Origin of the sequence: Streptomyces sp. NPDC090045 (assembly GCF_044747975.1) — a bacterium.
GTDB lineage: Bacteria > Actinomycetota > Actinomycetes > Streptomycetales > Streptomycetaceae > Streptomyces.
Window position 1 is genome coordinate 216,164 of record NZ_JBIVFA010000002.1, and the last position, 25,242, is coordinate 241,405.

22 protein-coding genes and 1 pseudogene are annotated in these 25,242 nt (G+C 71.2%); 14 read left to right on the forward strand and 9 right to left on the reverse strand.

The genetic code is table 11. From position 1 onward, the window contains the following. Positions 1-23: 23 nt before the first annotated feature. Positions 24-412, reverse strand: a pseudogene (locus ACIPYQ_RS05930) (hypothetical protein); the annotation flags it as partial. Between the two features lie 190 nt (positions 413-602). Between ACIPYQ_RS05930 and ACIPYQ_RS05935 the strand changes: the two are divergent. The 4 genes from ACIPYQ_RS05935 (at position 603) to ACIPYQ_RS05950 (ending at position 3,782) form a co-directional block, all read left to right on the forward strand. After that, positions 603-1,613 (forward strand): polyprenyl synthetase family protein, encoded by a 1,011-nt coding sequence (locus ACIPYQ_RS05935; RefSeq protein ID WP_319722222.1) that lies wholly within the window; start codon positions 603-605, stop codon positions 1,611-1,613. Between the two features lie 232 nt (positions 1,614-1,845). After that, positions 1,846-3,060: an outer membrane lipoprotein carrier protein LolA gene (locus ACIPYQ_RS05940; RefSeq protein ID WP_401246606.1), complete on the forward strand. Its 1,215-nt coding sequence runs from the start codon at positions 1,846-1,848 to the stop codon at positions 3,058-3,060. A 105-nt stretch (positions 3,061-3,165) separates the two neighbouring features. Then, positions 3,166-3,369, forward strand: a complete 204-nt coding sequence (locus ACIPYQ_RS05945) for a hypothetical protein (RefSeq protein ID WP_326588561.1) — start codon at positions 3,166-3,168, stop codon at positions 3,367-3,369. Further along, entirely contained in the window at positions 3,366-3,782 is a 417-nt protein-coding gene (locus ACIPYQ_RS05950) for a hypothetical protein (protein ID WP_327415760.1), read from the forward strand. The genes ACIPYQ_RS05945 and ACIPYQ_RS05950 overlap by 4 nt, the downstream gene beginning before the upstream one ends. Positions 3,783-3,892: 110 nt before the next feature. Here the strand turns inward: ACIPYQ_RS05950 and ACIPYQ_RS05955 are convergent, their stop codons facing one another. From ACIPYQ_RS05955 to ACIPYQ_RS05990, 8 genes are all read right to left on the reverse strand, one after another. After that, positions 3,893-5,209: a M28 family metallopeptidase gene (locus tag ACIPYQ_RS05955; RefSeq protein ID WP_401246608.1), complete on the reverse strand. Its 1,317-nt coding sequence runs from the start codon at positions 5,207-5,209 to the stop codon at positions 3,893-3,895. A 223-nt stretch (positions 5,210-5,432) separates the two neighbouring features. Then, positions 5,433-6,377: an EamA family transporter RarD gene (gene rarD, locus ACIPYQ_RS05960; RefSeq protein WP_401246611.1), complete on the reverse strand. Its 945-nt coding sequence runs from the start codon at positions 6,375-6,377 to the stop codon at positions 5,433-5,435. Positions 6,378-6,557: 180 nt separating this feature from the next. Further along, the gene (locus ACIPYQ_RS05965) at positions 6,558-7,412 is read right to left on the reverse strand and encodes an SDR family oxidoreductase (protein ID WP_401246614.1); all 855 of its coding nucleotides are present in this window, start codon (positions 7,410-7,412) and stop codon (positions 6,558-6,560) included. A gap of 258 nt (positions 7,413-7,670) precedes the next feature. Then, positions 7,671-8,747 carry a 2-oxoacid:ferredoxin oxidoreductase subunit beta gene (locus tag ACIPYQ_RS05970; protein WP_401246617.1) on the reverse strand — a complete coding sequence of 359 codons (1,077 nt, stop codon included), beginning with the start codon at positions 8,745-8,747 and terminating at the stop codon, positions 7,671-7,673. Continuing rightward, positions 8,740-10,683, reverse strand: a complete 1,944-nt coding sequence (locus ACIPYQ_RS05975) for a 2-oxoacid:acceptor oxidoreductase subunit alpha (protein ID WP_401246620.1) — start codon at positions 10,681-10,683, stop codon at positions 8,740-8,742. Before ACIPYQ_RS05975 ends, ACIPYQ_RS05970 begins: the two co-directional genes overlap by 8 nt. Before the next feature lie 151 nt (positions 10,684-10,834). Beyond that, a complete protein-coding gene (locus ACIPYQ_RS05980; RefSeq protein WP_361753816.1) occupies positions 10,835-11,494 on the reverse strand; it encodes a response regulator transcription factor in 660 nt (219 codons plus the stop codon). A 435-nt stretch (positions 11,495-11,929) separates the two neighbouring features. Next, on the reverse strand, positions 11,930-13,240 hold the full coding sequence (locus ACIPYQ_RS05985; protein ID WP_401246623.1) for a sensor histidine kinase: 1,311 nt from the start codon (positions 13,238-13,240) through the stop codon (positions 11,930-11,932). Between the two features lie 500 nt (positions 13,241-13,740). Beyond that, complete coding sequence (locus ACIPYQ_RS05990; RefSeq protein ID WP_401246625.1) at positions 13,741-14,922, reverse strand: sensor histidine kinase; 1,182 nt, start codon at positions 14,920-14,922, stop codon at positions 13,741-13,743. Positions 14,923-15,069: 147 nt separating this feature from the next. On the opposite strand from ACIPYQ_RS05990, the gene ACIPYQ_RS05995 reads away from it, so the two are divergent. The 10 genes from ACIPYQ_RS05995 to ACIPYQ_RS06040 are packed head-to-tail and all read left to right on the forward strand — an operon-like array spanning position 15,070 to position 25,086. Then, positions 15,070-15,477, forward strand: coding sequence for an NADH-quinone oxidoreductase subunit A (locus ACIPYQ_RS05995; RefSeq protein ID WP_030710243.1), 408 nt, complete (start codon positions 15,070-15,072; stop codon positions 15,475-15,477). After that, positions 15,468-16,055, forward strand: coding sequence for an NADH-quinone oxidoreductase subunit B family protein (locus ACIPYQ_RS06000; protein ID WP_361753679.1), 588 nt, complete (start codon positions 15,468-15,470; stop codon positions 16,053-16,055). Before ACIPYQ_RS05995 ends, ACIPYQ_RS06000 begins: the two co-directional genes overlap by 10 nt. Further along, positions 16,052-17,413, forward strand: a complete 1,362-nt coding sequence (locus tag ACIPYQ_RS06005) for an NADH-quinone oxidoreductase subunit C (protein WP_401246628.1) — start codon at positions 16,052-16,054, stop codon at positions 17,411-17,413. The genes ACIPYQ_RS06000 and ACIPYQ_RS06005 overlap by 4 nt, the downstream gene beginning before the upstream one ends. Further along, on the forward strand, positions 17,410-18,378 hold the full coding sequence (locus tag ACIPYQ_RS06010; RefSeq protein ID WP_401246631.1) for an NADH-quinone oxidoreductase subunit H: 969 nt from the start codon (positions 17,410-17,412) through the stop codon (positions 18,376-18,378). Before ACIPYQ_RS06005 ends, ACIPYQ_RS06010 begins: the two co-directional genes overlap by 4 nt. Next, positions 18,375-19,004 (forward strand): NuoI/complex I 23 kDa subunit family protein, encoded by a 630-nt coding sequence (locus tag ACIPYQ_RS06015; protein ID WP_401247669.1) that lies wholly within the window; start codon positions 18,375-18,377, stop codon positions 19,002-19,004. The genes ACIPYQ_RS06010 and ACIPYQ_RS06015 overlap by 4 nt, the downstream gene beginning before the upstream one ends. Next, positions 19,001-19,603: an NADH-quinone oxidoreductase subunit J gene (locus tag ACIPYQ_RS06020; protein WP_401246634.1), complete on the forward strand. Its 603-nt coding sequence runs from the start codon at positions 19,001-19,003 to the stop codon at positions 19,601-19,603. The genes ACIPYQ_RS06015 and ACIPYQ_RS06020 overlap by 4 nt, the downstream gene beginning before the upstream one ends. After that, positions 19,603-19,959 (forward strand): NADH-quinone oxidoreductase subunit NuoK, encoded by a 357-nt coding sequence (nuoK, locus tag ACIPYQ_RS06025; RefSeq protein WP_361753671.1) that lies wholly within the window; start codon positions 19,603-19,605, stop codon positions 19,957-19,959. Before ACIPYQ_RS06020 ends, nuoK begins: the two co-directional genes overlap by 1 nt. Then, positions 19,956-21,956 (forward strand): NADH-quinone oxidoreductase subunit L, encoded by a 2,001-nt coding sequence (locus tag ACIPYQ_RS06030; RefSeq protein WP_401246637.1) that lies wholly within the window; start codon positions 19,956-19,958, stop codon positions 21,954-21,956. Before nuoK ends, ACIPYQ_RS06030 begins: the two co-directional genes overlap by 4 nt. Before the next feature lie 38 nt (positions 21,957-21,994). Next, positions 21,995-23,548, forward strand: a complete 1,554-nt coding sequence (locus tag ACIPYQ_RS06035; protein WP_361753812.1) for an NADH-quinone oxidoreductase subunit M — start codon at positions 21,995-21,997, stop codon at positions 23,546-23,548. Further along, entirely contained in the window at positions 23,545-25,086 is a 1,542-nt protein-coding gene (locus ACIPYQ_RS06040; RefSeq protein ID WP_401246640.1) for an NADH-quinone oxidoreductase subunit N, read from the forward strand. Before ACIPYQ_RS06035 ends, ACIPYQ_RS06040 begins: the two co-directional genes overlap by 4 nt. Positions 25,087-25,242 lie beyond the last annotated feature (156 nt).

The following is a 25,242-nucleotide window of genomic DNA, read 5'->3' on the forward strand; positions in this document are numbered from 1 at the left end:
GGGGCCTCAGTGGACGGGGTGCGGACGAGGGTGAGGAGGTCGACGAAACGGGCCGTCGTCAGCCGGCCGGCGGCCGCCAGAAGGGTGGCGGGCACGGCGGAGGCGAGGCAGCCGCCGACGATCCGCCACACGGCCCTGCGCATCGCGGCGGGCCGTGTAGGAGAGGGCGAAGCCGGCGTCGCGCCGGTCGTCGCCCGTCAGGATGCCGCCCCAGAGCACGGCCCGGTACGAACCGAGGATGCGGTCGGCGAGCCATCCGCCGGTGACGGAGACGAGGTAGACCATGGTCCCGTAGGCCGGAGAGCGTGGCGAGGCCCCGCGGGTGGCCGGGGAAGGAGTGGTCGTCGCGGGGCGGCGGCTGGTCCTCCGCCGGATCCGCGGGCTCGTCCCACTCGGTGGCAAGTCTGGACAAAACGTATGCTCCGGTTGTTTCGGCTCCTCCAGAACATACCGGTGTGTATCGGACAGTGCTCGGGTGGTGGCCGGGAAGGCGCTCTCGGTGATCGAAAACAGACCCGATACGCTGGCTTGAGTGATGGCAGCGACACATCGACAATCCATGTGATCGTCAGCGTGATCGTCAGCAGACAGGAGTACCCCTCGTGACCGTCGTCGGGCCGTTCGGACTGAGCGTGCGGGACCAGGCTCTTGAGACCGATGTCCAGGCCGGACTGGCCGCCGTCGAGGCGGGTCTGCTGGAAGCCACCAAGAGCGAAGTCCCCTTCATCACCGAGGCCGCACAGCACCTGGTCCGGGCCGGCGGCAAGCGGTTCCGGCCGCTGCTGGTGATGCTCGCGTCCCGTTTCGGGGATCCCTACGCGCCCGGAATCGTTCCGTCCGCCGTGGTGGTCGAGCTCACCCACCTGGCGACGCTCTACCACGACGACGTCATGGACGAGGCGGACGTGCGCCGCGGCGTGGAGAGCGCCAACGCCCGCTGGGGCAACTCGGTCGCCGTCCTGACGGGTGACTTCCTCTTCGCCCGTGCCTCGCACATACTGGCCGACCTCGGACCCGAGGCCGTACGCATCCAGGCCGAGGCGTTCGAACGGCTGGTGACGGGTCAGATCCTGGAGACGGCCGGCCCGCGCGACGGCCGCGACCCCGTCGCCCACTACCTCGACGTCATCGCCGGCAAGACCGGCTCCCTGATCGCCGTCTCCGGCCGCTTCGGCGCGCTCATGGCCGGCGCCGACGAGTCGGTCGTCGACATCCTCACCCAGTACGGCGAGCGGCTCGGCACCGCCTTCCAGCTCGCCGACGACGTCCTCGACATCGCCTCCGACGCGCACGAGTCCGGCAAGACCCCGGGCACCGACCTGCGCGAGGGCATTCCGACGCTGCCCGTGCTGCGGCTGCGCGAGATGGCCGAGCGGGACGGGCGTCCCGAGGACCTGGAACTCGTACGCCTCCTGGACGGCGACCTGACGGACGACGCCCGCCACGCCGAGGTGCTGACCCGGCTGCGGGCGCACCCCGCCCTGGAGCAGGCCCGCCGCGACACCGTCCGGTACGCGGAGGAGGCGCGGGCCACGCTCGCGCCGCTGCCCGAGTGCTTCGCGAAGTCGGCGCTCGAAGAGCTCTGCGACGCCGTGGTGCACCGCGCCGGCTAGCCCCTCGGCCGTCCGCAGCATCGGAACGGGCCCTTCCGCCCAGGCGACCCCTACGGGTCCGGGCGGGAGGGCCCTTCCCGTGTCATCCCACGGTCGTACGCGCAGTTGCGTCCGGGGGCTGACGCCCCGGAGCCGGTGATTTGGTCAGATTGGAGTCATCAACCCCACCAGATCGGGTGAGCGCGGCGACACGGCGGTCGCCGCCGTCGACACAAGAGGGCAGGGCACTGACATGGCAGCGAACACGAAGACTTCTCGCAAGGTCGCCCGGTACGCCGTACCGGTGGCGGTGGCGGGTGTTGCCGCGGCGACCGTGGCGATGGTCCCGGCCTTCGCCAACGCCGGCGGGCCCGACCTGCCGAAGGTGACGGCGCAGCAGCTCATCGAGAAGGTCGCCGCCTCCGACGTGCAGCAGCTGTCGGGCACGGCCAAGATCAGCACCGACCTGGGTCTCCCGAAGATCGCGACCGGGCTGCTCGGCGGCGGTGGGGTCGCCGGCGGCTCCGCCAACCCGGAGGACAAGGTCGCGCAGCTGGCGAGCGGCACGCACACCTTCCGCGTCGCGGCGGACGGCCCGGACCGCCAGAAGCTCACGTTCCTGGACGGCAAGGACGAGTACAGCCTCATCCACAACGGCGACGACGTCTGGGGCTACGACTCCAAGTCGAACGAGGTCTTCCACGAGAAGAACCCGCAGGCGGGCAAGGAAGCCGGCAAGGACGCCGGCAAGGACCACAAGACGGCCGACCGGATGGGTGCCTCCCCGCAGAAGATCGCCGAGGAGCTCCTGAAGGCCGCCGGCCCGACCACCGACGTGAGCGTCGGCGACACCGCGCAGGTGGCCGGCCGGGACGCCTACCAGCTGGTGCTCAAGCCCAAGCAGAGCGGCTCCACGGTCGGCTCGGTCCAGATCGCGGTCGACGCCAAGAACGGCGTGCCGCTGCGCGTGCAGCTGCTCTCCTCCCAGGGCGGCAAGCCGATCGTGGACGCCGGCTTCACCAAGGTGGACTTCGCCAAGCCGGCCGCCGACACCTTCACCTTCACCGCGCCCAAGGGCGCCAAGGTGACCGAGGGCGTGGACGGCGCGGGCAAGGACGACAAGGACCAGTCCTTCAAGGCGCTGGAGTCCTTCCCGGGCCTGGACGGGCTGCTGGGCGGTCCGAACGGCCAGGGCGACGTGAAGGTGCTCGGCGAGGGCTGGGCGACCATCGCGCGGATCGACTCGGGCGCCGGCAAGGGCCTGAAGGACCTGGAGAACGACAAGAACGCCCCGAAGGAGGCCAAGCAGTTCCTCGACTCCCTCGGGGACAAGGTCACCGGGAAGTTCGGTGAGGGCCGGGTCCTGTCGACCCGCCTGGTCAACGCCCTGGTCACCGACGACGGCAAGGTCTACGTCGGCGCGGTCACCAAGGACGCGCTGGTGAAGGCGGCCGACGCCAACAAGTAGTCACCCCGCACGAGAGCGCCGCAAGGGTGGGCCGGGACTGTGTCCCTGCCCACCCTTGCGGCATTCCGGCTGTCCGTACAGCACACCCGCTGTACGGTGTTGGACATGTCGAGACACGTCACCATCCGCCTGGACGAGGACTTCCACGAACGCCTGAAGGCACGTGCGGCGGCCCTGGGGACGACGGTCACCGCGCTGATCACCGAGGTCACCGAACGCGAACTGGACGAGGACCGGAAGAACTTCCTGTCCGGCATAGAGGAGTTCGCCGACCACTGGGGCTACTTCCAGGAGCGGTTCGGGAATTGAAGATCACCATGGAGTGGGCCTGGACCGCTCTGGCCCACCATCTACCGTCCGACCCCGCCGTGTGGGATCCCTCCGGGGTGGCCGCCGCGGTCGCCCGACACCAGAACGACCTCGTCCTGGTGCCCGAACAGCCCGCCCCGGACACCGCGTGGCGGGCCGCCGCGTTTCTGCACACCCTCGCGGTGTGCCCGGCGCTGGAATCCCCGATGAACGAGTTCTACGCGGCCGCCGCGACCCGCTCGTACCTGCGCGTGGCCGGGGCCCGGCAGCTGCCCTCACCGGAGGAGCTCGGCGACCTGGTGGAGGCGGCGAAGCTGGGCCGCGCGGACATCGCGGCCGTCGCCGAGGAGCTGCGCGCCCGGATCCAGGAACCGCTGCCCGCCTCGCTGCGGGGGCGCGCCGAGGACGCGTAGGGCGTAGCCGGGGCGCCCGGTCGGGACGGAGAAGGGCTCCGGCACGATCCGGGCGGATCGTGCCGGAGCCCGTGAGCTCTGGATCAGGTGCCGCCGGTCAGCCGGTGCGCCTAGAAGGTGATCTTCCAGCTGTTGACGTAACCGACGTCCTGCGCGGCCGCGTCCTTCACCCGGAGGTTCCAGACCCCGTTCGCCACCTCGCTGGAGGCGTTGACGGTGTACGACTGCACGAGGTTGTCGGCGCTGCCGCCGGAGCGGTTGTGCAGGTTGTAGACCGTGCCGTCCGGAGCGACCAGGTCGACCACCAGGTCACCGCGGTAGGTGTGGACGATGTTCACGTCCACCTTGGTGGTGGCCGGGGCGTTGCCCGCGACACCCGAGACGGTGATCGGCGAGCTGACCGCGGCGGCCGGGGAGTCGGGGATGTTCACGTCCGTCGTGCTCTCGAAGGACTGGCCCGGCGGGACCGGGGTGCCCGCACCGAGGTTCCAGATCGCGTACGCGATGGCGTCGGCGTTGCGGTCCAGGGCGGTGTCGTTGATGTTCGCCGTGTTGTCGCAAGAGGAGTGGTAGCAGCGGTCGAAGGACTGACCGGCCGTGCCGCCCCACTTCTGGGCCTGCGCCGAGGACTTCGTGTTGCTGGCGCCGGTGAACAGGCCGCCGACCGGGATGCCCACGTTCTTGAACGAGGCGTGGTCGGAGCGGCCGTCGCCCTCGGTCTCGATCTCGGTGGGCACGCCGAGGCCCGCGTAGTAGTTCTTGAAGGTCTGCTCGATGGTCGGGTCGTCGTCGTAGACGAAGTAGCCCGGGTTCGGGGACCCGATCATGTCGAAGTTCAGGTAGCCGGAGAACTTCGCGCGCTCGGCGGTCGGCAGGTTGTTGACGTAGTACTTCGAGCCGACCAGGCCCAGCTCCTCCGCGCCCCACCAGCCGAAGCGCAGGTGCTTGGTGGGCTGGAGGCCGGCCCGGGAGACCGCGAGGGCCGTCTCCAGGACGGCCGCACTGCCCGAGCCGTTGTCGTTGATGCCCGCGCCCGAGGTCACGGAGTCGAGGTGCGCGCCCGCCATCAGCACGGAGTTGGGGTCGCCGCCCGGCCAGTCGGCGATCAGGTTGTAGCCGGTGGCACCGCTGGAGGTGAAGGTCTGCAGCGTGGTCGTGAAGCCGGCCGCGTCGAGCTTGGCCTTCACGTAGTCGATCGAGGCCTTGTAGCCGGCCCTGCCGTGGGCGCGGTTGCCGCCGTTGTTCGCGGCGATCGTGGAGAGCTGCGACAGGTGGGCCTTGACGTTGGCCAGCGGGATGTCGGGCGGGGTCGGCGCCGCGGTGACCGCCGTGGGGGCGGCGAGAGCGGCGGGGGCGGTGGAGGCGATCAGGCCCGCGACCGCGAAGGCGGTCACGGCAGCAAGGCGCCGGGAGACGGACAGGCTCATGTGGGGGCTCCGGGATTCCGCGGGGATATGACGGAACGAGCGGGATAGAGCAGGTGAGCGTTAGTGCGTCAGTGCGAGCCTGATGTTCAGCGAGAGTATGACTGTCCGTCAAGACCACAATTCGGTCAGGGCAGTTCGGAAAACGGACGATCCCCGGTACAGGTGCCCTGTACCGGGGATCGTGGGTGGGGAGCGTTTGCTGGTGCGTGCCTGCCGCAGTCCGTTACGCGGGCTCGCGGGCCGGTGCCGCCACCAGGGGCGGGGCCATCGCGAGGGCCGCCCGGGACCGCCGTGCCGTGCGCAGCGCGTCCCAGGTCAGGAGGGCGAGCGCGGCCCACACCAGGGAGAAGCCGGCCCAGCGCTCGGGCGGCATGGCCTCGTGGAAGTACAGGACGCCCAGCCCGAACTGGAAGACGGGGGCCATGTACTGGAGCAGCCCCAGGGTGGACAGCGGGACACGGATGGCCGCCGCCCCGAAGAACACCAGCGGGATCGCGGTGACCAGCCCGGTCGCGGCCAGCAGGAGCGCGTGCCCGGTGCCCTGCGAGGTGAAGGTGGACTGGCCCTGCGAGCCCAGCCACAGCAGGTAGCCCAGGGCCGGCAGGAACAGCATGGCGGTCTCGGCGGCCAGCGACTCCAGCCCGCCCATGTTGAGCTTCTTCTTGATCAGCCCGTACGTCGCGAAGGAGCAGGCCAGGACCAGCGAGATCCACGGCGGCCGCCCGTAGCCGATGGCGAGCACGAGGACGGCGACGAAGCTGATGCCGACCGCCACCCACTGCACGCGGCGCAGCCGCTCGCCGAGCACGAGCACGCCCATCGCGATGCTGACCAGCGGATTGATGAAGTAGCCGAGGCTCGATTCGACGACGTGGCCGTTGTTGACCGACCAGATGTACAGGCCCCAGTTCACGCTGATCACCGACGCGGCCAGCGCGGTCAGGCCGAGCTTGCGCGGCTGGCGCAGCAGCTCCCGGATCCAGCCCCAGCGGCGCACGGCGAGCAGCGCCAGCCCGACCACGGCCAGGGACCACGTCATGCGGTGGGCGAGGATCTCGACGGCCCCCGCGGGCGTCAGCAGTGGCCAGAAGAGTGGGACCAGCCCCCACATCCCGTATGCGCCGACTCCGTAGAGCAAACCCGCGCGCTGCTCGTTCTCCGCCTTCACGGGGGCCTCCTGTACGACTTCCAGCCAACTTCACGACCGTAGCGCCGCACGGCCCGGATGTCATGCCCGTAATCGCGAGATACTCATGACATCTTCCGGGGCTTGCGTGGACGGGCCCGTGCTGCGCCCGCCCGTGCCGGCTTCGCGCCGGCCTCGTGCCCGCCGAGGCGCGGTCCCGGATCAGGCCAGTGCGGCGCTGATCGCCTCGGCCACCGGGGTCGTCGGCCGTCCGATCAGCCGGGCCAGGTCGCCGCTGGTGCCCGCCAGCCGGCCGCGGGCGATCGCCGCGTCCACGTCGACGAGGATCGCGGCGAAGGCCTCGGGGACGCCGGCGCCGGTCAGGATCGCCAGGTGCTCGCCGGCCGGGACCTCCTCGTACGCGATCTCCCTGCCGGTCTGCTCCGACAGGGCCGCCGCGTACTCCGCGAAGCTCCAGGCGGTGTCGCCGGAGAGCTCGTAGACCCGGTTCAGGTGGCCCTCGCCGGTGAGCACCTCGGCCGCGGCGGCCGCGTAGTCGGCCCGCGCCGCCGAGGCGACCCGGCCCTCGCCCGCACTGGCCACGACCGCTCCGTGCTCCAGGGCGGCGGACAGGTTGCCCGTGTGGTTCTCGTGGTACCAGCCGTTGCGCAGGAAGGTGTACGGGACTCCGGAGTCGAGGATGGCCTGCTCGGTGCCCTTGTGGTCGAGGGCGAGGTCGAAGTCCGCCTCGGGGCCGCCGAGGATGCCGGTGTAGGCGAACTGCGCCACGCCCGCCGCCCGCGCGGCCTCCAGTACGGCGGTGTGCTGCTCCACGCGCCGCCCGACCTCGTTGCCGGAGATCAGCAGGACGCGGTCGCCGGCCCGGAAGGCGCCGGCCAGGGCTTCGGAGTCGTCGTAGTCGGCGACGCGGACCTCGACGCCGCGCTCCGCCAGGTCGGCGGCCTTCGCCTCGTCACGGACGACGACGGCGACCTGGTCGGCGGGAAGGCGGTTCAGCAGCTCCCCGACCACGAGACGGCCGAGGGCTCCGGTGGCGGCGGTGACGACGATGCTCATGATGACTCTTCCCGTGGGGTGGCGCTGGGCAGTAACACCACCCTACGGGAAGCGCTAACTTTTAGAAAGTGCTCTCTGCGGGATTGTGTACGGGCACGGGAGGGACACACGTCGAAGCCCGGATCTCCAGGGAGATCCGGGCTTCGTACGGCTTCGTACGGCTTCGTACGGCTTCGTACGGCTTCGTACGGCTTCGTACGGCTTCGTACGGCTTCGTACGTTCGTGTCCGTGTCCGTGTCCGCGTCGCGTCGTGCGGGTCAGCCGACGACGGTCCAGGTGTCGTTGCCCGTCAGCAGCGCACCCAGGTCGCCCTTGCCGCTGCGGTCGATCGCCGTGTCGAGCTGGTCGGCCATGAGCGTGTCGTAGACGGGCCGCTCGACGCTGCGGAAGACCCCGATGGGGGTGTGGTGCAGGGTGTCGGGGTCGGCCAGGCGGGAGAGCGCGAACGCCGTGGTGGCGCTGGCGGTCTTCGCGTCGTGGACCAGGATCTGCGACTCGTTGGCCGGGGTGACGTCGACGACCTCCAGGTCGCCGGTGGCCGGATTGCGCACGACGCCCTTCGCGCCGTCCGCCCCGAAACGGATCGGCCGGCCGTCCTCCAGCCGGATCACGGCCTCCAGCGCCTGGTCCTTGTCCTTGAGGACCTCGAACGCGCCGTCGTTGAAGATGTTGCAGTTCTGGTAGATCTCGACGAGCGCCGTGCCCTGGTGGTCGGCCGCCGCGCGCAGCACCTCGGTGAGGTGCTTGCGGTCGGAGTCGACGGTACGGGCGACGAAGGAGGCCTCGGCGCCGATCGCCAGCGACACCGGGTTGAAGGGCGAGTCCAGCGAGCCCATCGGCGTGGACTTGGTGATCTTGCCGACCTCGGACGTGGGGGAGTACTGCCCCTTGGTGAGCCCGTAGATCCGGTTGTTGAACAGCAGGATCTTGAGGTTGACGTTGCGGCGCAGGGCGTGGATCAGGTGGTTGCCGCCGATGGAGAGCGCGTCGCCGTCGCCCGTGACGACCCAGACGGACAGGTCGCGGCGGGAGGTGGCGAGGCCGGTGGCGATGGCGGGCGCGCGGCCGTGGATGGAGTGCATCCCGTACGTGTTCATGTAGTACGGGAAGCGGGAGGAGCAGCCGATGCCCGAGACGAAGACGATGTTCTCCTTCGCCAGCCCCAGTTCGGGCATGAAGCCCTGAACGGCGGCGAGCACGGCGTAGTCACCGCAGCCCGGGCACCAGCGGACCTCCTGGTCCGACTTGAAGTCCTTCATCGACTGCTTGGACTCGGACTTGGGCACCAGCGAAAGCAGTGTGCGAGACCCTTCGGTCACGGTCACCTCAGTCATTGATGGCCTCCTCGAGAACCTTGGCGAGCTGCTCCGCCTTGAACGGCATTCCGTTGACCTGGTTGTACGACTGGGCGTCGACCAGGTATTTCGCCCGGATCAGGGTGGCGAGCTGCCCGAGGTTCATCTCCGGCACCACTACCTTCTCGTAACGCTCCAGGACCTCGCCGAGATTCCTGGGGAAGGGGTTCAGGTGGCGCAGGTGGGCCTGGGCAATGGGGAGTCCGGCGTTCCGCAGCCGGCGGACGGCCGCGGTGATGGGGCCGTAGGTGGAACCCCAGCCGAGGACCAGGGTGGTGGCTCCGTCCGGGTCCTCGACGTCCAGGTCCGGTACCCGGATCCCGTCGATCTTGGCCTGGCGGGTGCGGACCATGAGGTCGTGGTTGGCGGGGTCGTAGGAGATGTTGCCGGTGCCGTCCTGCTTCTCGATGCCGCCGATGCGGTGTTCGAGGCCGGGCGTGCCGGGGACGGCCCACGGTCGGGCGAGCGTCTCCGGGTCCCGCTTGTACGGCCAGAAGACCTCGGTGCCGTCGGCGAGGGTGTGGTTCGCGCCGGTGGCGAACTTGACCTTCAGGTCGGGCAGGTCCGTGATCTCCGGGATCCGCCAGGGCTCGGACCCGTTGGCGAGGTAGCCGTCGGAGAGCAGGAAGACCGGAGTCCGGTAGGCGAGCGCGATCCGGGCCGCGTCGAGGGCGGCGTCGAAGCAGTCCGCGGGGGTCCGCGGGGCCACGATCGGCACGGGCGCCTCGCCGTTGCGGCCGAACATGGCCTGGAGGAGGTCCGCCTGCTCCGTCTTGGTCGGCAGGCCGGTGGACGGGCCGCCGCGCTGGATGTCCACGATCAGCAGCGGCAGCTCCAGCGACACCGCGAGACCGATCGTCTCCGACTTGAGCGCCACACCGGGCCCGGAGGTGGTGGTCACCCCGAGCGCCCCGCCGAAGGCCGCACCGAGGGCCGCGCCGATGCCGGCGATCTCGTCCTCGGCCTGGAAGGTCCGCACGCCGAAGTTCTTGTGCTTCGACAGCTCGTGCAGGATGTCCGAGGCCGGGGTGATCGGGTAGGAGCCCAGGTAGAGGGGCAGGTCGGCCTGCTGGCTGGCGGCGATGAGGCCGTAGGACAGGGCCAGGTTCCCGGAGATGTTCCGGTAGGTGCCGGTCGGGAAAGCCCTGGTCGCGGGCGCGACCTCGTAGGAGACCGCGAAGTCCTCCGTCGTCTCCCCGAAGTTCCAGCCGGCCCGGAAGGCGACGATGTTCGCCTCGGCGATCTCCGGCTTCTTCGCGAACTTCTGCCGCAGGAACTTCTCGGTGCCCTCGGTGGGCCGGTGGTACATCCACGACAGCAGGCCCAGCGCGAACATGTTCTTGCTGCGCTCGGCCTCCTTGCGGGAGAGCCCGAAGTCCTTCAGCGCCTCGACCGTCAGGGTGGTCAGCGGTACGGGGTGCAGGTTGTACGCGTCCAGGGAGCCGTCTTCCAGCGGCGAGGTCTCGTAGCCGACCTTGGCCATGGGGCGCTTGGTGAACTCATCCGTGTTGATGATGATCTCCGCGCCGCGCGGCACGTCCGCGATGTTCGCCTTCAGCGCCGCCGGATTCATCGCCACCAGCACGTTCGGGGCGTCGCCCGGCGTGAGGATGTCGTGGTCGGCGAAGTGGAGCTGGAAGGAGGAGACGCCCGGGAGGGTTCCGGCGGGGGCGCGGATCTCGGCGGGGAAGTTCGGCAGCGTCGACAGGTCGTTCCCGAACGACGCCGTCTCCGAGGTGAACCGGTCACCGGTGAGCTGCATACCGTCACCGGAGTCACCCGCGAACCGGATGATCACACGGTCGAGACGGCGTACTTCCTTGCTGCCCGGGCTCGCCGGGGTGCGTGGTCCTCCGACAACCGCACCCCCGGCCCCGTCGGCCTGCTCGGCTGGGCTGCTGACCTGGCTGGTCACTGAACTGGACCTCCTTCGAGGCGTGAGCACCCCCAGACCCACCCTACGTCGGTAGGGATCGGGCTCCCCGAAGGCGACCACATTCTGGACCGTAGGACCGCCCTTTGAGACGGCCCGACCGGTATGCCGTATCTGACAGAGTGTCAGTCGATCAAGATTTCAGGTAGGTGAGAACGGCCAGTACTCGCCGGTGATCCCCGTCACTCGGCGAGAGGCCCAGCTTCATGAAGATGTTGCTGACGTGCTTTTCCACCGCTCCGTCGCTCACGACCAGTTGTTTCGCCACCGCGGAATTGGTGCGTCCCTCGGCCATCAGCCCGAGCACCTCGCGCTCGCGCGGGGTCAGCCCCGCCAGGACGTCCTGTTTCCGGCTGCGGCCGAGCAGCTGGGCCACGACCTCGGGGTCCAGGGCCGTACCGCCCCGCGCCACCCGCACCACCGCGTCCAGGAACTCCCGCACCTCGGCCACCCGGTCCTTGAGCAGGTACCCCACCCCGGTGCTCGACCCGGCCAGCAGTTCGGTGGCGTACTGCTCCTCCACGTACTGCGACAACACGAGCACGCCTATCCCGGGGTACTCCCGGCGCAGCCGTACGGCCGCCCGTACGCCCTCGTCGGTGTGGGTCGGCGGCATCCGCACATCGGCCACCACCACATCGGGCAGCGCGCCCTCGGCCGCCAGGTCCGCGATCGTCTTGAGCAGGGCCTCAGCGTCCCCGACGCCCGCCACGACGTCGTGCCCCCGGTCGGTCAGCAGCCGGGTCAGGCCCTCACGGAGCAGCACTGAATCCTCGGCGATGACCACCCGCACCCTGTCTTCCACGATTTCGCAGCTCCCGCGTCCACTCGTTTTCCCGCACTACACGACTCAGCCAAGCATCCCAGCCTTAAGTCCTGGTGAAGGCAGAGCCGGGACAACAGGTGGGCGTCCGGCGGCAGTTTTCCCGAACCGGAAGGTCACACGCCACGGAAATTCCCTCCCCTCCAACGAATTCCAGCCCCTCGGGCGCTTGAGGCGCGGGGGGCGGCCCCGCACCCACGAAGCGCCGGCCGCGCCAAATCCAGCCCCTCCGGCGTTTGAGGAGCGGGGTACGGGGCGGAGCCCCGGTCTTTCAGCCCCGCCGGCGTTTGAGGCGCGGGGTCTGGGGCGGCGCCCCAGGAAGCGGCGCCGCAGCGGACACGCGAACGGGACCCCCGCCCACCCCGGACGGGAGTCCCGCTGACCAGCAAAAAGAAGGGGGCGGCCTCAGCCCCGGTCACGCCAAGGCAGCTCGGCCGTGACCGTGGTCCCGACCCCCTCGGGCGAATCCACCACCAGCACCCCATCCACCGCATCCAACCGCCCGGTCAGCCCCCCCAACCCGCTCCCCCCGCCGGAGGCCCCCGCTCCGCCCCTCCCATCGTCCGCGACCTGGATCAGCAGCCGCTCCCCGGACTTCCACACGTCCACGGTGGCCGACCGGGCCACCGCGTGCTTGCTGATGTTCTGCAGCAACTCCGAGACCGTGAAGTACGCGATCCCCTCGATCGCCTCCGCCGGGCGGGCCGGGAGGTCCACGGCCACCCGTACCGGCACCGCGCAGCGCGCGGCCACCGACGACAGCGCCGCGTCCAGCCCGCGGTCGGTCAGTACGGCGGGGTGGATCCCGCGGGCCAGGTCGCGCAGCTCCTGCAGGGCGATCTTCACCTCGCCGTGCGCCTCGTCCACCATGCGGGCCGCGGCCTGCGGATCCTCGGTGAGCTTCTCCTTCGCCAGCCCCAGGTCCATGGCGAGGGAGACCAGCCGGGCCTGCGCCCCGTCGTGCAGATCGCGCTCGATGCGCCGCAGGTCGGCGGCTGCGGTGTCCACCACCACGCCCCGGTCGGACTCCAGCTCGGTGACGCGGCTGTCCAGCCGGGAGCGCCCGAGCAGCCCGCCGACCATGACCCGGTCGACGGTGGTCAGGGCCCGGATCACCCACGGGGTGGCCAGGGTGATCGCGAGTCCGACGAGGCAGGCGAGGGCGATCTCGCCGGGCGAATCGACGAAGAACGAATAGTCGTCGTTCTGGAAGAGCATCATCCCGGGCTGGTCGGTGTAGGTCGGGATGACCCAGAACCAGAGCGGGTACAGCAGGAGGGTCCAACCCGACGCCCAGAACGTCAGTGCCAGGCAGAACCCGAACACCGCCCACGGGAAGTGGATCACGGAGTACAGCACGTGCCGCCAGGCGCTCCCGCTCTTGAGCAGCGCACCCATGGCGGCGAGGGGCCCGGCCTTCTTGGCCCGGATCGGCGCGGGGCCGGCGATGTCCGCCCCGAGCAGCCCGCGCACCCGGGCCCGCTCCACCGCGCCGAACCCGCGGCACATGGCGAGCACGCCGCCGAGGACCGGCACGCCGAGGAAGGTGACGAGCAGCCCGGCGCCGAGGCTCACACCGGCGATGGCGAGCGAGAAGTACAGCGTGCTCAGCGGCAGCCCGATCAGGAGGTACCCGAACTCCCGCCAGGTCCGCCCCTCGACCGGAGCCCGCAGCACCGCGCCGACACCACCGCCCGTGCCCTTGCCGTTGTCCATGATCCCGACCCGCCCTTCCAGTCCTCAGCTACACGCCCACCCTGCCGCCCCACCCCACCCCCGAACCATCCAGCGAGTCGGCCTCTACCCCGGGGGGTTAACCCCACCCCCCGGCGCGTTCGAAGCACCAGCCGCGCCAATCCCAGCCCCGTCACATTCCAGCCATCCGGCCTTTGAGGCGACCCCACCCACCCCTGGCGCGTTCGAAGCATCGGCGGCGCCAAATCCAGCCCCCCCCGGCGCTTGAGGCGCGGGGGCGGCCCCGCACCCACGAAGCGCCGGCCGCGCCAATTCCAGCCCCGCCGGCGCTTGAGGAGCGGGGCGCGGGGCGGAGCCCCGGTCTTTCAGCCCCGCCGGCTACCAATTCCAGCCCCGCCGGCGTTTGAGGCGCGGGGTCTGGGGCGGCGCCCCAGGAAGCGGCGCCGCAGCGGACACGCGAACGGGACCCCCGCCCACCCCGGACGGGAGTCCCGCTGACCAGCAAAAACAAGGGGGCGGCCTCAGCCCCGGTCACGCCAAGGCAGCTCGGCCGTGACCGTGGTCCCGACCCCCTCGGGCGAATCCACCACCAGCACCCCGTCCACCGCCCCCAACCGCTCGGAGAGCCCCGCCAACCCGCTCCCCCCGCCGGAGGCCCCCGCTCCGCCCCGCCCGTCGTCCGACACCCGTATCAGCAGCCGCGCCCCCGACCGCCACACCTCCACGCTCGCGCCCCGCGCCCCCGGCCCCGCGTGCTTGCTCACGTTCTGCAGCAGCTCGGACACCACGAAGTACGCGATCCCCTCGATCGCCTGCGCCGGCCGCGCCTCCGGCAGGTCCACCGCCACCTTCACCGGCACCACGCACCGCGACGCCACCGACGACAGCGCCGCGTCCAGCCCCCGGTCCGTCAGCACGGCCGGATGGATCCCGCGGGCGAGGTCCCGCAGTTCCTGGAGCGCCAGCTTCACCTCCCCGTGGGCCTCGTCGACCATCGCCGCCGCGCCCTCCGGGTCCTCCAGCAGCTTCTCCTTCGCCAGGCCCAGTCCCATCGCCAGCGCCACCAGCCGCGCCTGCGCCCCGTCGTGCAGGTCCCGCTCGATGCGCCGCAGGTCGGCCGCCGCGGTGTCCACGACCACGCCGCGGTCGGATTCCAGCTCCGCGATCCGCCGCTCCAGGTCGTCGGAGGGCGACAGCAGCCCCCGTACCATCGCCCGGTCCGCGTTCGCGAGCAGCCGCGCCACGTACGGAAGCACCGGCCACAGCACGAACAGGCCGGTCAGAGCTACCGTGAAGGTGAGGACGCCCCACGGCAGCCGGATCAGCTGGTACAGGACGGTCCGCCAGCCCACTGGGTCCTTGATGCTCGTCCACAGCCAGGGGAAGAATCCGCCGGACCGCTTCGGTCCGGGGATCGGGGTCGGCTCGTCCACCCGTACGCCCAGCAGCGCGCGGGCGCGTGCCCGGTCCAGCCGTCCCATTTGCCGAGACAGATAGAGACCGCATGCGAGCAGGGGAATTCCGATCGCGGTCACGGAAAGACCGCCCGTGATGGAAACCATGACAACCGCGTAAACAAATCCGACGATCGCCAACGGCAGGTTGGTCAGCAGATGGGCGATCTCCTTCCACGTCACGGCGCTGAAGGCGGCGCGTACGGGCGGAGGCCGATCGTTGTCGGGGATGGCATGGCTCGTGGTCATGGGCCACAGCCTGTCAAGCGCGGCCCGCCGATGCCATGGGGTGTCCGGGGTGCTGTGAACGGGGGATAACCCCACCCCGTGTGAGGCAGGCCCTAGACTCCCGTCCGTACCAGATCGTCGACAGTGACCGAGGAGCGAGGAACGGACGTGCCCGAACCAACGGTATCGACCGTAACCGTGCTCGCGGCGGACTACTTCCGGAGTTATTCGGTCGTCGGTCTGCTGGCCGCCCTCGGTGTGCTCTTCGTGGCCGTGGCCTTCGGCGCCGGCCGCCTGCTGAGGCCCGTGGTCCCGACCCACGAGAAGCTGCTGACGTACGAATGCGGCGTGGACCCGGTCGGCGAGGGCTGGGCGCACACCCAGGTCCGCTACTACGTCTACGCCTTCCTCTACGTCATCTTCGCCGTCGACTCGATCTTCCTGTTCCCGTGGGCGACGGTGTTCGCCGCCGCCGGTTACGGCGCCACGACGCTGGTGGAGATGTTCATCTTCCTGGGCTTCCTGGCCGTCGGCCTGCTCTATGCGTACAAGAAGGGCGTCCTCGAATGGACGTGACACCTCAGCCGGAGCTGCTCCCGGAGCCCAAGCGCCTGGGAGTCCTCTCCCGTCTGGCCCCGGAACCCATGAAGGTGGTCCTGAACTGGGGCCGCCGGTACAGCCTGTGGGTCTTCAACTTCGGTCTGGCCTGCTGTGCGATCGAGTTCATCGCCGCGTCCATGGCCCGGCACGACTTCATCCGCCTCGGCGTGATCCCCTTCGCGCCGGGGCCGCGCCAGGCTGACCTCATGATCGTCTCGGGCACCGTCACGGACAAGATGGCCCCGGCCGTGAAGCGGCTCTACGAGCAGATGCCGGAGCCGAAGTACGTCATCTCCTTCGGCGCCTGCTCCAACTGCGGCGGCCCGTACTGGGACTCGTACTCGGTGACGAAGGGCGTCGACCAGATCATCCCCGTCGACGTCTACGTGCCGGGCTGCCCGCCGCGCCCCGAGGCCCTCCTCCAGGGCATTCTCAAGCTCCAGGAGAAGATCGCCCGCGAGTCGCTGGCCGACCGCTACGCCGCCGGGCCGTCCGTCTCCCAGCTCACCAGCGGCCTGGTCACGGCCCCGCCGGCCCCCGGGAGCGGTGCGTGAACCTCTACGACTCCCTCCCCGACGCGGCGCCGACGGTCTTCGGAGCCGAGGCCGTCGCCGAGCTCTCGTACGACGTCCTCACGGTGGACGTGCCCGTCGGCAGCTGGATCTCCGCCCTCGAAATCGCCCGGGACAAGCTGGGCTGCACGTACTTCGACTGGCTGAGCGCCGTCGACGAGCCCGGCACCGGCTTCAAGATCTGCGCGCACGTCGCCTCGCTGGAGAACCACCGCGTACGGCGTCTCCTGCTGCGCACGACCGTCCCGCACAGCGCCCCCTCCCTGCCGTCGGCGGTCGCCGTCTACGCGGGAGCCGAATGGCACGAGCGCGAGACGTACGAGATGTTCGGGATCGTCTTCACCGACCACCCGCACCTCGTCCACCTCCTCCTCCCGGAGAACTTCGAAGGACACCCGCTGCGCAAGGACTTCGTCCTGGCCGCACGGGTCGCCAAGGCCTGGCCCGGCGCCAAGGAACCGGGCGAGGCCCACGATCCCGACGCGCCGAAGCGCCGACAGATGCTCCCGCCGGGCGTCCCGGACCCCAACGACTGGGGCCCGATGAAGGGCCAGCTCCCGCCGGCCCCCGCCCGCACCCCCCGTACCCCGCGCGCCGCCGGCGCGGCGGGCGCCGCCGCACGCACCCCGCGCGAGGGCGCCCCGCCCCGCCGCACCCGCTCGGTGACGGAAGGCTCGGCCACCCAGCCCCCAACCCCGGACGCCGAAGCCCCAGCCCGCCCCCCACGCCGCACCCGCTCGGCGACGGAAGGCTCGGCCAGCCAGGCCCCCGAAGCCGCCGCGACTCCGGACACGGAAGCCCCGGCCCGCCGCATCCCCTCCGCACCGGAGGCCCCGGCGACCCCGGACGCCGAAGCCCCGGCCCGCCCGCCCCGCCGCACCCGCACCGCAAGCGAGGGTTCCGCGAGCCAGACCCCGGCCACCGCGGAGCCGGGGGAGCCCTCGACGCCCGAAGCCGCCGAGCCCCGCTCGGTGACGGACGGCTCGGCCAGCCAGGCCCCTGCGACCGCCCCGGCCCCCGAAGCCGCCGCGACTCCGGACACGGAAGCCCCGGCCCGCCGCACCCGCAGCGCGAGCGACGGTTCCGCGAGCCAGGCGCCGGACGCGCCGCAGCCCGCGCCCCGCCGGGTCGCGCCGCGCAGCTCGGACGCCCCCTGGCACGACCCGAAGCCCGCCTTCGACGACCAACCGTCACCCAAGCCCCACCCCACGGAGCCTCCGCCAGAGGCAGACACGGCGAAGCCGCCGACCACGGGCAGGCAGGCGGAGACCCCGCAGGCCGCGCCGGAGGCAGACGCCCCCCACACCCACCCCACCACCGACAACGGAGGCGACGCGTGAACGACGTCCTCGACGTCGCCCTGCGGCTGATCGTCGTCTTCGCCGTCTTCCTCGTGCTCCCGCTCGTCGTCGGGCAGACCGAGCACAAGGTGATGGCCCACATGCAGGGCCGCCTCGGCCCCATGTACGCAGGCGGCTTCCACGGCTGGGCCCAGCTCGTCGCCGACGGCGTGAAGTTCGCGCAGAAGGAAGACATCGTCCCGGCCAACGCCGACCGGCGGATCTTCCAGCTGGCCCCCGCCGTCGCCCTGCTGCCGTACCTCCTCGTTCTCCTCGCCATCCCCATCGGGCCGGGCGAGGGCGCGGTCGGCCAGGTCATCGACGCGGGCCTGTTCTTCGTGCTCGCCGTCATGGGCGTCGGAGTCCTCGGCTCCCTCATGGCCGGCTGGGCCTCCGCGAACAAGTTCTCCCTGCTCGGCGGCCTGCGCACCGCCGCCCAGCTGCTCGCCTACGAGCTCCCCATGCTGCTCGCCGCCGCCTCCGTCGCGATGGCCGCCGGGACGGTCTCCCTCCCCGGGATCGTCGAGAGCTTCCAGTGGTGGTGGCTGCCCTGGCAGATCGTCGGCGCGCTCGTCTTCTTCACCGCCGGCCTCGCCGAACTCCAGCGGCCCCCCTTCGACATGCCCGTCGCCGACTCCGAGATCATCTTCGGCGCGTACACCGAGTACACCGGCCTGCGCTTCGCGCTGTTCCTCCTCGCCGAGTACGCCGGCATCGTCGTCCTCTGCTTCCTCACCACCGTCCTCTTCCTCGGCGGCTGGCACGGCCCCTTCGGCGCCGAAGGCCTCGGCTGGGTCTGGACCCTGCTCAAGACCGGGATCCTCGCCTTCGTCGTCATCTGGCTCCGCGTGAGCTACCCGCGCCTGCGCGAGGACCAGCTCCAGAAGCTCGCCTGGACCACGCTCATCCCGCTCGCGCTCGCCCAGATCGCGCTCACCGGCATCGTGAAGGTGGCGATGAACTGATGCCCATCCCCGGATCCGGCCTCGCCAAGGGCCTGGCCGTCACGCTGCGCACGATGACGAAGCGCTCGCACACGGCCCAGTACCCCGAGGTCCAGCCCGCACTCCCGCCCCGCTCCCGCGGGGTCATCGGCCTGTTCGAGGAGAACTGCACGGTCTGCATGCTCTGCGCCCGTGAGTGCCCCGACTGGTGCATCTACATCGACTCCCACAAGGAGACGGTCCCCGCGTCCACCCCCGGCGGGCGCGAGCGCAGCCGTAACGTCCTCGACCGCTTCGCCATCGACTTCTCCCTCTGCATGTACTGCGGCATCTGCATCGAGGTGTGCCCCTTCGACGCCCTCTTCTGGTCGCCGGAGTTCGAGTACGCGGAGACCGACATCCACGAGCTGACCCACGAGCGCGACAAGCTCCGCGAGTGGATGTGGACCGTCCCGGCCCCGCCCGCACTGGACCCGGCCGCCGAGGAGCCCAAGGAGATCGCCGCCGCCCGCAAGGCAGTGGAGAAGGCCGAAGCAGCGGCTGCCGCCGCCGCAGCCGCCGCGGCAGCCGAAGCCGCCGCGTCCGCCGCCGCGGCCGAAGGCGGAACCGAACCCCCGACCACCCCGACCCCGGAGGGAGACGCGTGACCCCCGCGACCACCCTGGCCGCAGCCCAAGCCGCCGCCACCGGGCCCGGTTTCCTCTCCCCGACCGGCGTCGAGATCGCCTTCGTGCTCGTCGGACTCGCCACCCTCGGCGCGGCCCTCGTCACGGTCACCACCCGGCAACTGGTGCACGCCGCCCTCTGGCTGGTCGTCGCACTCGGCGGCATCGCCGTCGAGTACCTGCTGCTGACCGCCGAGTTCATCGCCTGGGTGCAGGTCCTCATCTACCTCGGATCCGTGGTCGTCCTCCTCCTCTTCGGGCTGATGCTCACCAAGGCACCCATCGGCCGCTCCCCGGACGCGGACTCCGGCAACCGCTGGGTCGCCCTCGGCGTCGCCGTCGTCGCCGCCGTGGCACTGGTCTGGGTCGTCGTGGACGCCTTCCGCACGACCTGGATCGACCTCGACGGGCCGGTCCAGGGCTCCACGAAGGTCTCCGGCGAGATCCTCTTCCAGCACTGGGTGCTGCCCTTCGAGGCGCTCTCCGTCCTCCTCCTCGCGGCCCTGATCGGCGCCATCGTGCTGTCCCGCAGGAACAGTCCCGCCGAAGACGGCGTCACCAGTGACAAGGGGCAGCGCTGATGCACCTCGCCTACCCCGCGGTCCTCGCGGCGCTCCTCTTCTGCACGGGCCTGTACGGCGTACTCGCCCGCCGCAACGCCATCCTGGTCCTGATGTCCGTCGAGCTGATGCTCAACGCCGTCAACCTCAACCTGGTGGCCTTCGACGTCTGGCTGCGCGACGCCCTGCACGCCGGCCAGGCCCTCACCCTCTTCACCATCGCCATCGCCGCCGCCGAGATCGGCATCGGCCTCGCGATCGTGCTGATGGTCTACCGCAACCGCGGCACCTCCGACGTCGACCGGCTGCGCGACACCGCCGAAGGCCACGAGCCCGCCCCGAACACCCCGAACCACCAGAGCGAGGTCACCGCGTGAGCACCACGACCCTCGCCGTCCTCGTCCCGCTGCTCCCCTTCCTGGGCGCGGTGGCGGGACTGCTCTTCGGCCGCACCGCCCCCGGATTCGTCCGGCCGCTCGCGATCCTGCCGACGCTCGGTGCCGCCGTACTGGCCGTGATCGTCGCCGTCCGCCAGGGCGGCGGCCCGGCGATCAGCACCGCGACCGAGCTGACCCCGACCGGCTCGGTGCCGATCGACCTCTCGCTGTACCTGGACGGCTTCGCCGTGCTGGTCGCCGTGCTGGTCGGACTCGTCGCCACCTGCGTACAGCTCTACTCGACGGCGTACCTCCGTGAAGACCCGCGCTACCCGTCGTATGCCGCTCTCGTCTCACTGTTCACCTCCGCCATGCTGCTCGTCGTCTACTCCGGCGACCTGATGGTGCTGCTGGTCGGCTGGGAGGTCATGGGCATCTGCTCGTACTTCCTGGTGGGCCACTACTGGGAGACCGAGGCGGCCCGCTCCGCCTCCCTGAAGGCCTTCCTCGTCACCAAGCTCGGCGACGTCCCCTTCCTGATCGGCCTGTTCGCACTCGCCGCCGACGCCGGCTCCTTCCAGATCACGAAGATCCTGGGCACCGTCGCCGCCGGCGGACTCGACCACCCGACGCTGATCGCGCTGCTCCTGCTCGCCGGAGTCGCGGGCAAGTCCGCGCAGTTCCCGCTGCACACCTGGCTCCCCGACGCCATGGCGGGCCCCACCCCGGTCTCCGCGCTGATCCACGCCGCGACGATGGTCGCCGCCGGTGTCTACTTCATCGCCCGCCTCCTCCCCGTCTTCGCGGCGTCCCGCGCCGCGCTGGTGGTCATGGCCGTCATGGCGGCCGTCACGATGGTCGGCTCCGCCCTCGCCGCCCTCGCCCAGGACGACATCAAGCGGGTGCTCGCCTACTCCACGATCGGGCAGCTCGGCTACATGACCGGCGCCCTGGCCGTCGGCGACCGCGGCGCCGCGATCTTCCACCTCCTGTCCCACGGTGTCTTCAAGGCACTCCTCTTCCTCGGTGCGGGCGTGATCATCCACGCCGCCGGTACGAACTCCCTGGCCGCCATGTCCCGGATGGACGGCCTGACCAAGCGCATCCCCGACGCCTTCTGGACGATGACGATCGCGCTGCTCGCGCTCGCCGCGATCCCGCCCTTCGCCGGCTTCTTCTCCAAGGAAGCCGTCCTCGTCGCCGCCGAGCAGACCGCCACCGGCCACTCGGACTTCGCCCCCGCCGGCGCCGGCTGGCTGGTGCTGGTCGCCGGCGTGCTGACCGCCCTGCTCACCGCCGCCTACGCCACCCGGCTGTGGCTGATGGCCTTCCGCGGCCGGGGCGCAGCCGCCCCCGACCACGGCAAGGAGCCCGTCGCCATGACCGGCGTGCTGTGGCTGCTCGCGGTCCCGTCGATCGGCTTCGGCCTCGCGGCGGGCCCCATCGCCGACTGGTTCGACGGCGAGGAGCTCACCCCGACCGTGGTCACCTCGGTCCTCGGCACGGGCGCCGCGGTCATCGGCGTGATGCTCACCTACGCCCTCTGGCAGCGCGCCGCGGCCCGGCCGGCCACGGCCCTGGCCCCGGCCGGCGCGTCCGCGGCCACCGCCGCCGCCGTGTCCGCGGCCGAGACCCCCGAGGTCGCCGAGGTGACCCACGACCACCCCGCCGTCCCGGCCGGACCCGCCCCCGACCCCGGTCGCGCGCTCCTGGGCCCGCTGCACCGCCACGCCGCCGACGGCTTCCACCTCGACGCCGTCTACGACCGGCTCTTCGTCCGCCCCGTCCGGGCGGCGGCAAGCCTCGTCCGCTTCCTCGACCGCGAGGTCGTGGACACGTACGTCCGCGGCGCGGGCGCCGGCCCCCGGCTGCTCGGCAGCCTCGTACGCCGTGCCCAGACCGGCAACGTGCAGAGCTACCTGAGCGCCCTGCTCGCCGGCGCCGTGGTCCTGGCGATCGCCACCGCCGTCCTCGCCAACGTCAACGCCGGATCGTGAGCCGTGAGTCAGCCGTGATTGATATCAGCCCGTCCGTGATGCAGTTCCTTCTGGCGTTCATCGTGGCCGCACCGCTCCTCGGCGCCGCCGCGGCCCTCCTGCCGGCCCCGCCCGGCCTCAAGGGCAAGAGCCCCGAACAGGCCGTGCTCCGCCACGGCGTGACCGTGACCGGCGTGATCCTCGCCGCGGCCATCGCCCTCACCCTGGGCTTCGACCACGACGCCCCGTCCCGCTTCCAGGCGACGACGGACATCAGCTGGATCCCGGCGCTCGACGTCCGGATCCACCTCGGTGTCGACGGCATTTCGCTCCCCCTCCTCCTGATGACCGCGCTGCTGTTCTTCCTCTGCGCGCTCTACAGCTACTTCAAGCTCCCCGCAGGCCCCTCCCCGAAGGCCTTCGTCGCGCTGCTCCTCGTCCTCGAGTCCGGCACCCTCGCGACCTTCGCCGTCCTCGACCTGCTGCTCTTCTTCCTCGCCTTCGAGATGGTCCTCATCCCGATGTACTTCCTCATCGCCCGCTGGGGCGGTGCCCAGCGGCAGGCGTCCGCCTGGAAGTTCATCCTCTACACGCTGCTCGGCTCCGTCGTCATGCTGCTCGGCCTGCTCCTGATCGGGCTGCAGAGCGGCACATTCGACATGGTGGCACTCGCCACTGACAACGGCCGCGAACTGACCTACACCACCCAGCTGCTGGCCGTCCTCGCCATCGGCATCGGCCTCGCCGTGAAGACCCCGATGTGGCCGCTGCACAGCTGGCTGCCGGACGCGCACACGGCCGCCCCCACCGTCGGATCCGTCCTGCTGGCCGGCGTTCTGCTCAAGATGGGCACGTACGGGTTCGTCCGCATCCTGCTCCCCATCACCCCCGACGGCATGGCCACCTTCGCCCCCTACCTGGGCGCCTTCGCCGCCATCGGCATCGTCTACGGATCGCTCGCCTGCCTCGCGCTGGCCCGCAAGGGGAACAAGGGCGACCTCAAGCGCCTCATCGCGTACTCCTCCGTCGGCCACATGGGCTTCGTCCTCCTCGGCATCGCGTCCATGACCCCCACCGGAGTCAACGGCGCGCTCTTCGCCAACATCGCCCACGGCCTGATCACCGGCCTCCTCTTCTTCCTGGTCGGCGCCCTCAAGGACCGCTACGGCACGGCCGACCTCGACACCCTCGCCGGGGCCACCGGCGCCGCCCTCTACGGCCGCGCCCCCCGCATGGGCGCCTTCCTCGCCTTCGCCGCCGTCGCCTCCCTCGGCCTGCCGGGCCTGGCCGGCTTCTGGGGCGAGATGCTGGCCCTCTTCGGCGCCTTCGACCCCGCCGAGGGCCTGTCCCGCCCCGCCTTCCTCACCTTCATGGCCATCGGCGCCTTCGGCACCCTGCTCACCGCCGCCTACCTGCTGATCGTCGTGCGGCGCGTCTGCATGGGAGACCCGAAGGAAGGCCCCGAGCTCGCCGTCGCGGACATCCGGCACTACGAGTTCGCCGCCTGGACCCCGCTCGTCGCCCTCACCGTCCTCGCCGGCCTGTGGCCCGCGGTCCTCCTCGGCCTCACCGACCCGGCCGTCCAGAAGCTCCTCGCAGGAGGCAACTCATGACGGCCCTGACGGTCCTCGCCGCCGAGACCCCCAGCCTGGTCCAGTCCGTCGACTGGCTCGCCATCGCACCCGTGGTGATCACCGCCGGCGTCGGCCTGCTCGTCCTCGTCGCCGACCTCTTCGTGTCCGAGCGCCACAAGCCGCTCCTCGGCTGGATCTCCGTCGCCGGCCTGGCCGCCGCGACGGCCACCCTGCTGCCGCTGCGCGCCGGCGACCGCACCACCTTCTGCCTCACCAACGACCCGGTGGCCTGCAGCTACGTCGCCGACCACTTCACGCTCGTCATCCAGTTCCTGGTGCTGGCCGGAGCCCTGGTCACCGCCCTGCTGTCGGTCACCGCCGTCCGCGACGCGCGCATGCCCGCCGGCGAGTACTGGTTCCTGCTGCTCTCCTCCGCAGCCGGCGCGGCCCTGCTGCCCGCATCCCGCGACCTCGCCACCCTCATCGTCGCCCTCGAAGTCGCCTCGCTGCCCGCCTTCGCCCTCGTCGGCATGCGCCGCGGCGACCGGCTCTCCTCCGAGGCCGCCCTCAAGTTCTTCCTGTCCTCCGTCACCGCCACCGCCGTGTCGCTGATGGGCGTCAGCTTCGTCTACGGGGCCACCGGCTCCCTGCACCTCACCCAGATCGCCGAACGCCTCGAAGACGTCCCCGGACAGCTCGACACCCTCGCCATGGCCGGCGTCGCGCTCACCCTCGTCGGCTTCGCCTTCAAGACCGCGGCCGTCCCCTTCCACTTCTGGGTCCCCGACACCTACGTCGGCGCCCCGCTGCCCATCGCCGGCTACCTCTCCGTGATCGGCAAGGCCGTTGGCTTCACCGGCCTCGTCCTCGTCACGGTGATCGCCTTCCCGGCGTACTCCGACATCTGGGGCCCGGCCCTCGCCGTCCTGGCCGCGCTCACCATGACCGTGGGCAACGTCGGTGCACTGCGCCAGTCCGCCGACCGCCCGAACAGCGCCGTACGGCTGCTCGCCTGGTCCTCGGTCGGCCAGGCCGGCTACCTGCTGGTCCCGATCGCCGCGGCCGCGTACTCCGGCCGCGACCAGATCGGCTCCACCGTCGCCTACGCCCTCATGTACGCCGCCGTGAACCTCGGCGCCTTCGCCGTGGCCGCCCTGGTCGCCCGCAACAAGCCCCTCCACCGGATCAGCGACTACCGCGGCCTGTACGCCGAGCGTCCGCTGGCCGCCCTCACGCTGGCCTTCTTCCTGCTCTGCCTGGCGGGCCTGCCGCCCGGCATCATCGGGCTCTTCGCCAAGGTCACCGTCTTCCGGTCCGCGGTCGACGCGGGCCTGGGCTGGCTCGCCGTGGTCATGGCGATCAACGTCGTCATCGCCCTGTACTACTACCTGCGGTGGACCGCGCTCCTCTTCCGCGGGCCCGAGCCCGCCGAGGGCTCCGAGGGCGCGCAGCCCCGTACGAAGGCCCCCTGGCCGGTGACGGCCGCCATCGTCGTCACCGCGATCACCGCGGTCGTCCTCTCGGGCGCCCCGCAGCTGATCCTGCGCTTCGCGTCGGGCAGCCTCTTCGCGCAGTAGCCCGCACGAGGCGGCCCCGCCCTCACCCGTCCGGAGCAACGCCCGCCGCGGCCCCGCCGCCCCCCGGGAAGGGGCGGCGGCGGGCGGCCGCCGCCGTGCGCCCGGGGAACCAGACGCCCTCACCTCGCGTTGACCAGGAAGGGAGGGTCCACTGGA